This window comes from Ensifer sp. M14, assembly GCF_003355565.1.
GTDB lineage: Bacteria > Pseudomonadota > Alphaproteobacteria > Rhizobiales > Rhizobiaceae > Ensifer.
The window spans coordinates 1057368-1070120 of record NZ_QJNR01000004.1 but is presented as its reverse complement, the minus strand read 5'-3'; the positions used below and the strand labels follow the sequence as shown (position 1 = coordinate 1070120).

Genomic DNA, 12753 nt, shown 5'->3' with positions numbered 1-12753 from the left:
TTGGGCCTCCTCCAGCCGGAGCCCCTCCATGAAAAGGCTCATGACTGCACGTCGAATACCTCGGGCACGTAGTTGCGTGGAGAGGCGTCCTCGACAAATCCGTCGGGTCTCTTCTGCCGTTTGCCCAGGTCCGGCTCTTTGAACTTGACCTTCTCATAGGGGATAGACTTCAGAATGTGGCTGATACAATTGATGCGCGCGCGCTTCTTGTCGTCCGACGGAACGATCCACCAGGGTGCGTGCCGACTGTCCGTCATTCGGATCATCTCATCGTACGCCCGCGTGTAGTCCCACCAGCGTTGATAGGATTCGATATCCATCGGGCTTAGTTTCCATTGCCGCAACGGGTCTTCGATCCTGCGACGGAAACGTCGTTCCTGCTCTTCCTCGCTGACTGTTAGAAAATACTTGAGCAAAGTCACGCCGCTTTCGACGATCGCAGTCTCGAAACGCGAGGCGAGTTCGAGGAACCTGCGCGCCTGTTTCTCGGTGCAAAATCCCATCACACGTTCGACGCCCGGTCTGTTGTACCAACTACGATCCAGAATGAGAATCTCGCCGGCAGCAGGCAAAAGGGCAATGTAACGCTGCATATACATCTGGGTTTTCTCTCGATCCGTCGGCGCTGGCAACGCGACCACACGAAAGACGCGCGGACTGACGTGTTCGGTGAGACGCCGGATGGTGCCACCCTTGCCGGCGGCATCCCGCCCCTCGAAGATGATCACAATCCGCGCGCCCGATTTTACCACCCAGGCCTGCAGATGCGCGAGCTCGACCTGCAGGTGCGCCAGCTCCTTTTCGTAACGTGCCGTCTTCTGCTTCTTGCTTTCGCCATTCTTGTGCATGGCCTTGTCGATCTTCTTGTCCATTGTTCATTCCTCCTGATGTTGAGTTTGCAAGCCTGCCGTGCCGGTCGTCTCCTGTGGAATTATTCTCGATTGCTCTGTCTCAAAGGCGCGAAGAGCGTCGTCGAGGTCATCGAACACAAATGCCTTGCCGATCCGTTGGAGCACGCCGGCTCGTTCCAGCAGATCCCTGACTTCCGCGTGAAGCTCGGCGAGGACGAATGTCGTGCCCTGCCGCGCGAGATCATCGCGAACGCCGTCCAGCATGACGGCGGCAGTGCTGTCGATTTGAACGACAGCACTGGCGTCGAGCACGAACCAGCGGGTGTCCTCTGGCAGTTCGTCAACAATTGTTCGTATGCGCGACTGGACGTAGTCGGCATTGAAAAACAGCAGGCTGCCTTGAATCATGCAGACTGCAAAACCCGGCACGGGCCTGGCATCGGGCGTGCGGTGAAGCTTGTAGAAGCCATCACGTCCTTGACGTCTGCCAAGGAGCGCATCGCGTGGAAACATCATCTTGAGCAAAAGATAGGCCAAGGTGGCCGCGATGGCGATGACCACACCGTTCAGGACGCCCAGGCTGATGGCACCCCACATGGTGACAAGTGCGAAAACGAACTCCGCACGGCTTACGCGCCAGATCTGGCGCAGTTCCCGGACGTCGATCAGGCTGATGGCAGCGGCAGCCAGGATTGCACCGAGTGTCGGGGTTGGCAGTATGTTGAGCGCGCGACTGAGGTACAGCAATGTCACCAGAAGGGCGGTTGCCGATACAAGGCCGGCCAATTGTGATTTGCCGCCCACCGACAAATTGATGGCCGTTCGCGAGTCGGACATGCTGACTGGGAACGCACCGAACACCGCCGCTGCCACATTGGCGGCACCCAGCCCCACAAGTTCCCGGTTTGCATCCACGTGCTCCCCGGTGCGTGTTGAGAAGCTGCGTGCCGTCACGATGCCCGAGCCGAAGCTAACGAGAAAGATCGCCGCTGCACCGAGCAGAACCTCGCCCAAGGGAAACACCGAAATCGACGGCATTGAAAAATGTGGGACGGTCGAGGGAATATCACCGACCACCGCGACGCCCATGCCCTTGAGATCGAGCGCGGCCGACAGGGCCACCGAAACGACGATTGCGATGACGGGGCCGGGTACCGGAAGACGCAACGCCGCCGCTATCTGCAATAGAACGAACATTGTTCCCGCAAGCATGAGCGACGGCCAATGGATGTCCGCACTCTTTTGCAGGAGTTCGAGGAACGGCTGGAAAAGGCCATCGGCTTCGATGGAGACGCCTGTGAAACGGCCGATCTGACCGACAAGTATGGAAAGAGAAATGCCTGCGAAGAAGCCGACCAGAATTGGCCTGGACAGGAAAGTTGCAAGCACGCCGAGGCGTAAGAGACGCGCGGCGAGACAGCACCCGCCAACCGCCAGGGCCAACACAGCGGCGATAGCGGCACGATCATATGATGCGGCTGCCGGCATCGCGGCAATAACCGACGCCGTCGCGGCTGCAAGCACCGTCATGGTGCCGGCGTCAGGCCCGACGATCATTCGATGCGACGGCCCGAAGACGGCGTAAGCGACCGGGGCAGCGATGCTGGCATAAAGCCCGGTCTCGGGAGGCAGGCCGGCAATCGCCGGATAGGCAATGGCGCTGGGAAGCCCCACCGCCGCTATCGCCAACCCGGCCGAAATGTCGCTAGGGAGCCAAGCGGCGCGGAAGCCACCGAACCCTGAGAAGACCGGCACGTGAAAGCGATTGCTCATTGCGCACTCCCTCACAGGTCAAACGATATGCATTCGAGCTACTGCGACCTATCGAGCCCGCGGGATTTTGCCGACGCGTCAAACATATCGCCCAACGCGTGGGCGTGCTTGTAGCATCGTGTAGTATCGAGTGTTCCCGGACACATTCGTCATAGCGACCTCGCTAACCTACTGCTCAGCCACTGCTAAACCCGCCTGACGCAGGCCCTCGACGAATTTCGCCTGGTCGCTGGGACGGTAGACCCGCATGGCTATCTCACGGCGGATATCCCGCAGGAGTTCCGGCGCATTGGTGTGGAGCCATTTTAATTCCACGGCCGCTTCCTCGGCCTGCCCGGCCCGGCCAAGGATCGCGAGCAGGATCAGATGATAGATTGGATTCGCCTGCAAATTTGCGAGCCTCGCCCATCGTTCGGCCGCTCGATAGTCACCTGAAATGTACGAACAGACCGCCAAGGCCGTTTCGAAGTAACCGAGGGGACCCGGATTTCGCTCGACAGCTGCGCCGACCAACTTGCAGCCTTCCGGCCATTGACCCGATAGGGCAAGGCGGAAGCCATACTCACCGGCAAGCTCGGTATCGTTCGGATTGATGGTCATCGCGCGTGCACCGACCTTCAGTGCCGGTTCGATTTGCCCTCGGAAGAAAAGCCCGAGCATCTCTGCCTGCAGAGCGCGTACATTCTGCGGATCGAGTTCAACGGCCCGCGTGGCCGCCTCGACGGCACGACCGAGCGAGACCGGCGACGTCCGTTCGAAGCGGTAGCGAAAGCGAAGCTCGTCGATGTAGGTCAAGGAAAGAAGTGCCCACGCGGTCGCATAGTTCGGAAACCGCGCGACCGCCTTCTGCAAGCAACTCTGGACGGAGGCGTGCGTTTGTGGATCAAGGTCTGCCCGATAACCGTAATAGGCAAGCGTGCAGGCATAGGCCTCCCAATCCTGAGGCGGTGATTGGGCCTGGCCCGTCGCATCTGCCTGGAAAATGATTCCGTAAGGTTGGGCCAATGCCGTTGCCACCGACCGAGCGACCTCCGCTTCAATTGTCAGGAGGTTGCCGACATCAAGAGCCTCGTCGTAATTGCTTGCCCAGATGATTGACTGATCGGACCGCTGAACCAGCCGAACGCCCAATCTCAATTTGGTGTCGTCGAGCCGCACGGTGCCTTGCAAGGCGTAGGCAGGTGGCTTCGAACCAGGAGCGTTAGTGTCCGGCAGCTCGGATCCGCGCTGCGCCACGACCACGATCTCCTTGAATTTGGCAATCTGAGCGATAACCTCATCCGTCAGCCCGCGGGCGATTGTGGACGAGAGTTGACCATCGGACAGGTCTTCAAAAGGCTCGACCAACAGGCGCGGGATATCCGGTCGGATTTTGGATTGCGTCATTGCAGCACTTTCAGCCTCGACCGCCGGCAAGGCCGTCAGCCTCGGCACGATGGCAACGATCAATGTGATCAACGCAAATACGGCAACGCCGAAGGTCACCCAGCGTGAATCGAGCCACAGCAGTCGCCGCTCGGCGCCAGGCTCACCGCCGCTGTCCGACTTTGTCGGGATGCGTCGGGCAAATGTGGGGACATATCCGCCCTTCGGCATCGATATGACGACCGGGTCCTCACGACCAGCGACCAGATAATAGCGTTCGAGCGCGCGGCGCACCCGCCCGGCCTCGATGCGTACGGCTGGATCGGCTTGCGCATCGAACGAAGCCTCTCTCCCGAAAACCTCTGTGGCGATCGTGTACGCCTTAATTCGCCCGGACCTGCCTGCGATCGCCTCTTCAATGACGTAGCCCAGAAATTTGCGGGCGCGTTCGGGCGTGTCGAACTCGGCACTGGACCTTATTCGATCGAGTTGCGCCCGTATCTCATCCGCACTCGGAATAGTTTCGGCTTCATCAGCGGCAGCCGGTCTGATGGCAAGCGTCATCTCCTCCCCCTGTGTCAGGTTGGGCAGGCAACCGCTACGGCTTCTCGTATGCTCCGGTAATTTACGTGCCCCAGGAAACAATATCACAATACAAGGATGTACACACGTATCGGGTCACCGCTGCAATCGGAGGACCAGGATGGACAAGAGTTCTCGCGCAGTAGAAGATTTGCAGGGTTTGGCGGCAGTGACACGCCGCTTTCCGTCACGATCGCTGGAAATCAGGAGGCTGCTGCTCAGGGACGAGAGCTTTCGCGGGATCTGCGCCGACCTGGCGGCAGTCGAAGACGCCCTTGCGTGCGTTGACAGACTACCTCTCCATCTGCGTGACGAACGTCGAGCCGAGTTCGAAGGCATGATTGAAAGCCTGGCTTCAGAGATTGAGCAGAGCTTGCGATAGCTGCAAGGCCAAGCTGACCGGCCGACGGGAACGCGAGGACCGCAAATGACCAGCATCAGCGGCGGCATTACCGGCACCGGACCATATTGGACACAGCCCCAGCCCATCTACCAGATTGAGCTGCATCCCTCGCTGCTTCGAGAGATCGAAGGGCGCAATGATAGCGGTGCATTCAAGGGCTACCTGGTGCAAATCTTCGACGACGTATCGTCCCCGCCGTCAGGGATTCTGGAAATCGCTCTGAACCCCAACGCAAAATGCGCTTGCGCAATCTATGAGGCCAAACGCTTGAGCCGGCCGCTGTCACGCCGATCATCCAACGCAGCGACAAAGCCAATCTGGTTTGAGGCAAGGACCCCGCAGCAGGCCGCAAACATTTTCTACCAGGCGATAGTCGACCAGGCTCATGACATCTAGCTTCGCTCGGTTTGAATGAGGCCGCAGACGCGCTCCATCTCTTTGTTTCCAAGCATTTCCCGAGGGAACCCCGCTTCGCACGTCTCCTGAAAATGCGCGCTATGCTGCGCCCGCCGCCCGTGACGGCAAGACTGTCGGAGACGAGCTGGCCGACCTTGAGACTTTCCGGAACGAATGGTGTCGACGTCCGGACTGCTGCCCCAGATCGGCCAGATCTGCCGTGCAACCACACGACCTTCTAGCAATTGTAGACGCCGGTGGCACAACGTCGGGTCGTGCGCCGCGCGGCACCGGCCACGCTGACCGGGGTGAGCGGCCGGCCGACTTTGGCAACGGCATCCGAAGTGAAGGTTGGGATCGCCAGCATTGGCGCCTCCTTCGCCAGATCGCCGACACCAAGTAAGGCTGCCCAAACAAGACAGATGATTCCTGCGCGCTTAAGGAAGGTCATTTCTTGTCTCCTACCATGAAGTTCTCTGGCAATTCACCCAGGCTGTGTTTGAGGTCGTTCACATCGATTTTTTCGGCATTCGTCGCATTCTTGAAGCCGAAATCACCGGGCGCAACGGCATCCCCGGATTTCCAATCCCTGATCTGGACGCTGTACTCAGGTCCGCCCTTCACCTGCCCGGAGGTTATGACCAGCCGGCAGGGATAGGGTTGTGCCCCGTGAGCGATCCAGATCTGGAAATCGACATCGTCCTTGCGGAAGGCGAGAGAATCGCACTCCGTGCCATTGATGACACCGCTTCCCAGGTCCTTGGAATCATACACCCCCTCCATCAACGCGTCATATGCGCCGGTCAACAACAGGTCGGCGGCCGGCAAGGGCAAATCATACTTGTCCTTCAGCTCGTCGATCAGATGATCGACCGTGCCTGGAATTTCGACCTGCGTATATTTGTTGAGGTTCTTGCCCAGGAGGGTCAGCGTCTTTCCATCGAAGAGCGCCTCGCTATCGACAAAACCGCCCGAACGGGTCGTGTGTACCTTGTCGGGCCGACTGAGGGTCACCGTCCCCGAGCTTGCCAGTCCGAGTTTCTGATCGCTGTTGGTAACGACCTGGAAATTGGAATCATAGGCGAACGACAGGGCATTCTGAGACGCCAGGTAGTCGGTCATGGCCTTGAGCAGTTTCTTGGCTTCGGCCGAGTCGGTGATCCGGACGAGCTCGACGCGACGGTTGAGAGCCCGGCCGTTGGCGGTTTCATTGCTGGCGATCGGCCGGGCCTGCCCAACGCCTCCCGCCGTCAGCCTGGCAGCATCGATGCCGCGCTCGACGAGAGCCGCCTTGATGACTTCTGCACGCTCGGTGGACAGGCGCAGGTTGGTCTCCTCATTCCCGCTGGAATCGGTATGGCCGACAATTCTCAGGCCCCATTCGGGGAAATTCTTGAGCGCGGTTGCGATGTCATCAAGAAGACCGTCCGCTCCAGGTCGCAGTGTCGCATTCGATATGGCGAAGCGCAAACCGTGAACGTCGTACTGTTCTCTTGTCTGCAGAGCCTGTTCCATCGCTTCTCTGCTGTATTGCCTGGGTGGATCCTGCATGGTCTGAGCGAAGCTGGGGGCGGCCGCCAGAAGGGCAATCGTCAGGAGCATTGGTCTGACCATCCCGCGGTGCCACGACGTGACTCCACCGGCTGTGTGCCCGCTCCCTTTGTTTCCCTTGTGTTCGTGCATCTTTGTGGATGTGCTGAGCATCGAATGAATCCTTCTCCCAAACATGTGAATTTGACTATCGCGCACTGCTTGTTGTTTCGAACAACATTTACGTCTGACTGTAGATACCTCGTCGGATGTCTTGCGCCGACGCGAGCCGAGGCTGTGACTCGCGCAGCGAGAGCGGTTCGCATCCTTTTGCGAACTGCAGTTGGCAGATCTGCCTCATGCCGAAAGGAGTGGCTTACTTGCCTTTCAGCGCGTTGAACGTATCCACGTAGCCGCGTCCGACCGCGCGGACGCCGCGACCAATGTCGTCGTAAGCGTCGTCGGGAAGATTGGCGAAGGAAACGCGCACACTCCAGTTCGGCGCATCGAAGCCACCGCCATTGAGCAGTACGATCGAATGATCCTCCGCCAGCCGGTAGACCAGGTCGAGCGGGTGCACATTCGCCTTCAGCCAGGTCACCATCTCCTCGCCGACATATTTGCGCAGCCAGAACTCGAAATCGATCGTTCCATAGTAGCCGGCAAAATTTGCATTCGGCTGCAGGTCGAGCGGTAGTCCCTCAAGCAGCATGTTGACCCGATCATGACAGATCGCCATGCACGCCTTCTGGTAAGCCTTGTCGGTGTCCATCAGCTCGCTGATGGAGAACAGGGTCATCATCACCTGTTGCGGCAACGACAGCCCCGCGGTGTGATTGAGAGCGACGTCGCGGCTATCGGCAACGATACGGTCGATCATCTTCAGCTTGCGCGGCTCGAGCGTGATCGAGCGGTATCGATCGTCCAGCGCCTCCAGCTCCTTTGCCGGGAGCTTGGTCAAGAGATCGTCGAGAATGTTCTTCTCGTTGATGCCGATGACGCCGAGACGCCAGCCGGTGCAGCCGAAATACTTCGAATAGGAATAGACGCAGATGGTGTTGTAAGGCAGCTCGCACATCAGCGAGCGGAAATCCGGCACGAACGTCCCGTAGACGTCGTCGGTCAGAAGGATGAGGTCCGGCCGCTTGGTTTTGACAAGGTTGACCAGCTTTTTCATCGTCTGGGGATCGATTGCCATCGACGTCGGGTTGCCCGGATTGACGACGAAGAATGCCTTGATCTTCGGGTCCTCGAGCTTTTGGATCTCCTCGTCGGAATACTGGAAGCGGTGCTCCTGCGTCGCCCTGACATGGACGGCCTTGAACGCATAGTCCTCGAGTTCGGCAATCTCGATATAGGGCGTAAAAATCGGCGTTCCCATCGCGATCGTGTCACCCTTCTTGAGGATGCGATTGGCGATCAGCGACTTGAAGATGTAGCACATCGCCGCGGTGCCGCCTTCCACGGCGTAGAGATCGAATTTGCCGACCGGCGCATTCGCGCCCATCGCCCACATCAGGTAACGGTGCGCGATCTGCTCGGCATGCACCAGCATCCGGTCCGGGACGGGATAGTTGTCGCCAATGATGGAGTCCGTCAGTTCGAAAACGAAGGCGTCGGCATCGAAACCGAACATCTTGACGCCGTGCTCGACCATCCTCGACAGGAAGTCGGCGCCTGGGTCATCGGCATGCTTTGCCAGCCACGCGTCGAGGCGCGCGGCGATGCCCTTCATCTGGGGCATGCCGCCGAGGCCCGCAGCCGGGTTGTCCATGGTCCGCCGGCTTTCGGACAGAGCGAACTGACCGAAGAGGAAGAACCCCTCGCGCGGCGTGGTCGCGATCCAGTTCGGATTTCCGCGGCCGGCATTGAGCAGGGCATTCGTGGATTTCTGCGCGCTGCGCTTGGCAAGCTTCATGAGACCGTCCTTGATTTCGAACGGGCTCATCTTCTCGTATTCGCGATAGTCGATCTCTGGCATAACTCATTCCTCCCTGTGAACTGCAAGGTCCGCCGAAGCGGCCAAGTCGAAACAAAAGTGAACGAATGCACGATGATCGTGTGGCACGGCCGGCAGCCTGCTGCCGGCAGATGCTTCAGAACTTTATTCTGGCGCCGCCCAGAACAGCGAAGCTATCCTGAAGGTCGGCGGTCTCCTGGTCGAGGGAGTGGGTTCGTTTTTATCTTGCGTTTTGCAGACCTGGCAGCGACCTACTCTCCCGCGTCTTAAGACGAAGTACCATCGGCGCTGGGGCGTTTCACGGCCGTGTTCGGAATGGGAACGGGTGCAGCCACCCCGCCAGAACCACCAGGTCGGCAAAGCGCAAGATTTGCGTCTAGCGGACGCAAACCGAATTGAGAAGCTGGTGAGGTGGTGATGCCACCTCTTTGATTTGAACACGTCTTTATACGGTGCTTTGGTCACTTGTTCGGAGCGTCAGCTCCGCAAGGCCAAAGGCCGTCGCGCCTTTTTGGCGCGTTAGCTCATCATCTGGAATGATGAGCATGAGCAATGGGAACGATCAAGCCAATCGAACGATTAGTACTGGTAAGCTTCATGCGTTGCCGCACTTCCACACCCAGCCTATCAACGTGGTAGTCTTCCACGGTTCTCAAGGGAATACTCGTTTTCAGGTTGGTTTCCCGCTTAGATGCCTTCAGCGGTTATCCATTCCATATATAGCTACCCTGCTATGCCCTTGGCAGGACAACAGGTCCACCAGAGATATGTCCATCCCGGTCCTCTCGTACTAGGGACAGATCCTGTCAATATTCCTACACCCACGGCAGATAGGGACCGAACTGTCTCACGACGTTCTGAACCCAGCTCACGTACCGCTTTAATTGGCGAACAGCCAAACCCTTGGGACCTGCTCCAGCCCCAGGATGCGATGAGCCGACATCGAGGTGCCAAACAACCCCGTCGATATGGACTCTTGGGGGTCATCAGCCTGTTATCCCCGGCGTACCTTTTATCCGTTGAGCGATGGCCCTTCCACGCGGGACCACCGGATCACTATGACCGACTTTCGTCTCTGCTCGACTTGTCAGTCTCGCAGTCAGGCGGGCTTATGCCATTGCACTCGACGACCGATTTCCGACCGGTCTGAGCCCACCATCGCGCGCCTCCGTTACTCTTTCGGAGGCGACCGCCCCAGTCAAACTACCCACCATACACTGTCCCGGATCCGGATAACGGACCGCGGTTAGACATCCATGACGATAAGGGTGGTATTTCAAGGATGGCTCCACAAGAACTGGCGTCCCTGCTTCAAAGCCTACCACCTATCCTACACATGCCGACACGAATGCCAGTGTAAAGCTATAGTAAAGGTGCACGGGGTCTTTCCGTCTGACCGCAGGAACCCCGCATCTTCACGGGGAATTCAATTTCACTGAGTCTATGCTGGAGACAGCGGGGAAGTCGTTACGCCATTCGTGCAGGTCGGAACTTACCCGACAAGGAATTTCGCTACCTTAGGACCGTTATAGTTACGGCCGCCGTTTACTGGGGCTTCGATTCAGAGCTTGCACCCCTCCTCTTAACCTTCCAGCACCGGGCAGGCGTCAGACCCTATACGTCGTCTTGCGACTTCGCAGAGCCCTGTGTTTTTGATAAACAGTCGCTACCCCCTGGTCTGTGCCACCCTTTCTTACTTGCGTAAAAAAGGGTCACGCTTCTTCCGAAGTTACGCGTGCAATTTGCCGAGTTCCTTCAGCATAGTTCTCTCAAGCGCCTTGGTATACTCTACCTGACCACCTGTGTCGGTTTCGGGTACGGTCTATACGGTGGAGCTATTTCCTGGAACCGCGTCCCTGCACACCCAATCCAATAAGAGCGTACAAGTTAAGCAATCCGTCACTACCACCAGGCCCACGAATATTAACGTGGTTCCCATCGACTACGCGTGTCCGCCTCGTCTTAGGGGCCGGCTAACCCTGCTCAGATTAACTTTAAGCAGGAACCCTTGGTCTTTCGGCGAGAGGGTCTCTCACCCTCTTTATCGTTACTCATGTCAACATTCGCACTTCCGATACCTCCAGGACCCCTCACAGGTATCCCTTCACAGGCTTACGGAACGCTCCGCTACCACACGTCTTGCGACGTATCCTCAGCTTCGGTGCATGGCTTTAGCCCCGTTACATTTTCGGCGCAAAGACCCTTAATTAGACCAGTGAGCTGTTACGCTTTCTTTAAATGATGGCTGCTTCTAAGCCAACATCCTGGTTGTTTTGGGATCCTCACATCCTTTCCCACTTAGCCATGACTTGGGGACCTTAGCTGGAGGTCAGGGTTGTTGCCCTCTTCACGACGGACGTTAGCACCCGCCGTGTGTCTGCCGACTAGTACTCCTCGGTATTCGGAGTTTGGTTAGGATCAGTAAGACGGTGAGTCCCCATAGCCCATCCAGTGCTCTACCCCCGAGGGTATTCGGTCGACGCACTACCTAAATAGTTTTCGCGGAGAACCAGCTATTTCCGAGTTTGATTGGCCTTTCACCCCTAGCCACAAGTCATCCCAATCTATTGCAACAGATGCGGGTTCGGTCCTCCAGTTGGTGTTACCCAACCTTCAACCTGCTCATGGCTAGATCACTCGGTTTCGGGTCTAATGCGACGAACTGAACGCCCTATTCAGACTCGCTTTCGCTGCGCCTTCACCTATCGGCTTAAGCTTGCTCGTCACACTAAGTCGTTGACCCATTATACAAAAGGTACGCCGTCACCCTTGCGGGCTCCGACTGTTTGTAGGCATCCGGTTTCAGGTTCTATTTCACTCCCCTTGTCGGGGTGCTTTTCACCTTTCCCTCACGGTACTTGTTCGCTATCGGTCATGCACGAGTACTTAGGCTTGGAGAGTGGTCTCCCCATGTTCAGACAGGATTTCACGTGTCCCGCCTTACTCAAGGACACTGAGTGTTCTACGTGTAAGGGGCTATCACCCTCTACGGCCGACCTTTCCATGTCGTTCCACTTTATTCCTCAGTGCCACTGGCCTGGTCCGCGTTCGCTCGCCACTACTTGCGGAGTCTCGGTTGATGTCCTTTCCTGCAGGTACTTAGATGTTTCAGTTCCCTGCGTTCGCTTCTTACCCCTATGTATTCAGAGCAAGATACCTTTAAACAATACTTGGAAACCTAAGCCGTACCAAAGCACGACTTAAATTTTCCAAGTATTTAAGGTGGGTTTCCCCATTCGGAGATCCATGGATCAAAGCTTATTCGCAGCTCCCCACGGCTTATCGCAGCGTATCACGTCCTTCATCGCCTGTGCATGCCAAGGCATCCACCAAATGCCCTTCTTTCACTTGATCGTTCTCATTGCCAATGCTCATCGTCTTTGCTTGGTCTGGCAAACCTATCCTCCTCGCTTGCGCTCGAAGGGGTGCCAAACCTGACTATGCGGACACCTCTCAGTGTGCCGAAACAGTCAAAGTCCGGAGACCTTTCAGTCACCAGACCAGCTTTGCGCGATTACCTTTTACAATCGCGCTTTCTAACAATGCCATCGACGTGTTCGACAGGCCTGCTTTATTGGAACCACGCCGAGCGGTTCACTTGCAGCCTGTCTTAAGACCAGCTTCTCGAGATCTGTCCGGTGATGCGCGGTCAGGCAACACCAATCCAACATGAACACCAGAAGGGCACTCCAAAGAGCACCCAAACAACATCCATGTCTTGAGGACAAGGCTTCCTTCCTACCTCCAGCCCCTCTTCCATATCCGGTCGGCTAGACCTTCCATGGTTTCATAAGGACTGGGCTCGGACGTCTCCAACGATCTTTCGACCATCTTCAACACCTGGAAGCTTCCAGACATATCTTCTCTTCACAATGTAATCAGAACAGGCATCA

Annotated in this window: 8 protein-coding genes and 2 rRNA genes; 2 read left to right on the top strand and 8 right to left on the bottom strand. The window is 57.4% G+C overall.

Features of this window, described 5'->3' with window-relative positions:
* Positions 1-38 precede the first annotated feature (38 nt).
* The 3 genes from ppk2 to BLJAPNOD_RS05140 all read right to left on the bottom strand — a co-directional run bounded on the left by ppk2 (position 39) and on the right by BLJAPNOD_RS05140 (position 4553).
* Positions 39-872 (bottom strand): polyphosphate kinase 2, encoded by an 834-nt coding sequence (ppk2, locus tag BLJAPNOD_RS05150; RefSeq protein ID WP_077502276.1) that lies wholly within the window; start codon positions 870-872, stop codon positions 39-41.
* A gap of 3 nt (positions 873-875) precedes the next feature.
* Positions 876-2624 (bottom strand): SulP family inorganic anion transporter, encoded by a 1749-nt coding sequence (locus BLJAPNOD_RS05145; RefSeq protein ID WP_115419123.1) that lies wholly within the window; start codon positions 2622-2624, stop codon positions 876-878.
* 168 nt (positions 2625-2792) lie between these two features.
* Positions 2793-4553, bottom strand: coding sequence for a hypothetical protein (locus tag BLJAPNOD_RS05140; protein ID WP_115419122.1), 1761 nt, complete (start codon positions 4551-4553; stop codon positions 2793-2795).
* A gap of 139 nt (positions 4554-4692) precedes the next feature.
* Here BLJAPNOD_RS05140 and BLJAPNOD_RS05135 point away from each other — a divergent pair, with 139 nt between their 5' ends.
* Together BLJAPNOD_RS05135 and BLJAPNOD_RS05130 are read left to right on the top strand one after the other, a co-directional pair.
* Positions 4693-4953: a hypothetical protein gene (locus BLJAPNOD_RS05135; RefSeq protein WP_115419121.1), complete on the top strand. Its 261-nt coding sequence runs from the start codon at positions 4693-4695 to the stop codon at positions 4951-4953.
* 45 nt (positions 4954-4998) lie between these two features.
* On the top strand, positions 4999-5370 hold the full coding sequence (locus BLJAPNOD_RS05130; RefSeq protein WP_034798318.1) for a hypothetical protein: 372 nt from the start codon (positions 4999-5001) through the stop codon (positions 5368-5370).
* A 238-nt stretch (positions 5371-5608) separates the two neighbouring features.
* Here BLJAPNOD_RS05130 and BLJAPNOD_RS05125 read toward each other — a convergent pair whose 3' ends face one another.
* From BLJAPNOD_RS05125 to BLJAPNOD_RS05105, 5 genes are all read right to left on the bottom strand, one after another.
* A complete protein-coding gene (locus BLJAPNOD_RS05125) occupies positions 5609-5821 on the bottom strand; it encodes a hypothetical protein (RefSeq protein WP_115419120.1) in 213 nt (70 codons plus the stop codon).
* Entirely contained in the window at positions 5818-7074 is a 1257-nt protein-coding gene (locus BLJAPNOD_RS05120) for a DUF2092 domain-containing protein (RefSeq protein WP_077502280.1), read from the bottom strand. Before BLJAPNOD_RS05120 ends, BLJAPNOD_RS05125 begins: the two co-directional genes overlap by 4 nt.
* A 202-nt stretch (positions 7075-7276) precedes the next feature.
* Entirely contained in the window at positions 7277-8881 is a 1605-nt protein-coding gene (locus tag BLJAPNOD_RS05115) for a bifunctional aspartate transaminase/aspartate 4-decarboxylase (protein WP_115419119.1), read from the bottom strand.
* A 217-nt stretch (positions 8882-9098) separates the two neighbouring features.
* Positions 9099-9213 (bottom strand): 5S ribosomal RNA (gene rrf / locus BLJAPNOD_RS05110).
* Between the two features lie 205 nt (positions 9214-9418).
* Positions 9419-12214 (bottom strand): 23S ribosomal RNA (locus tag BLJAPNOD_RS05105).
* Positions 12215-12753: the final 539 nt, after the last annotated feature.

Excerpts from the sequence above, each read along its gene's own strand:
- ppk2 (WP_077502276.1), bottom strand. The coding sequence starts at position 872 with ATGGACAAGAAGATCGACAAGGCCATGCACAAGAATGGCGAAAGCAAG.
- BLJAPNOD_RS05145 (WP_115419123.1), bottom strand. The coding sequence starts at position 2,624 with ATGAGCAATCGCTTTCACGTGCCGGTCTTCTCAGGGTTCGGTGGCTTC.
- BLJAPNOD_RS05140 (WP_115419122.1), bottom strand. The coding sequence starts at position 4,553 with ATGACGCTTGCCATCAGACCGGCTGCCGCTGATGAAGCCGAAACTATT.
- BLJAPNOD_RS05135 (WP_115419121.1), top strand. The coding sequence starts at position 4,693 with ATGGACAAGAGTTCTCGCGCAGTAGAAGATTTGCAGGGTTTGGCGGCA.
- BLJAPNOD_RS05130 (WP_034798318.1), top strand. The coding sequence starts at position 4,999 with ATGACCAGCATCAGCGGCGGCATTACCGGCACCGGACCATATTGGACA.
- BLJAPNOD_RS05125 (WP_115419120.1), bottom strand. The coding sequence starts at position 5,821 with ATGACCTTCCTTAAGCGCGCAGGAATCATCTGTCTTGTTTGGGCAGCC.
- BLJAPNOD_RS05120 (WP_077502280.1), bottom strand. The coding sequence starts at position 7,074 with ATGCTCAGCACATCCACAAAGATGCACGAACACAAGGGAAACAAAGGG.
- BLJAPNOD_RS05115 (WP_115419119.1), bottom strand. The coding sequence starts at position 8,881 with ATGCCAGAGATCGACTATCGCGAATACGAGAAGATGAGCCCGTTCGAA.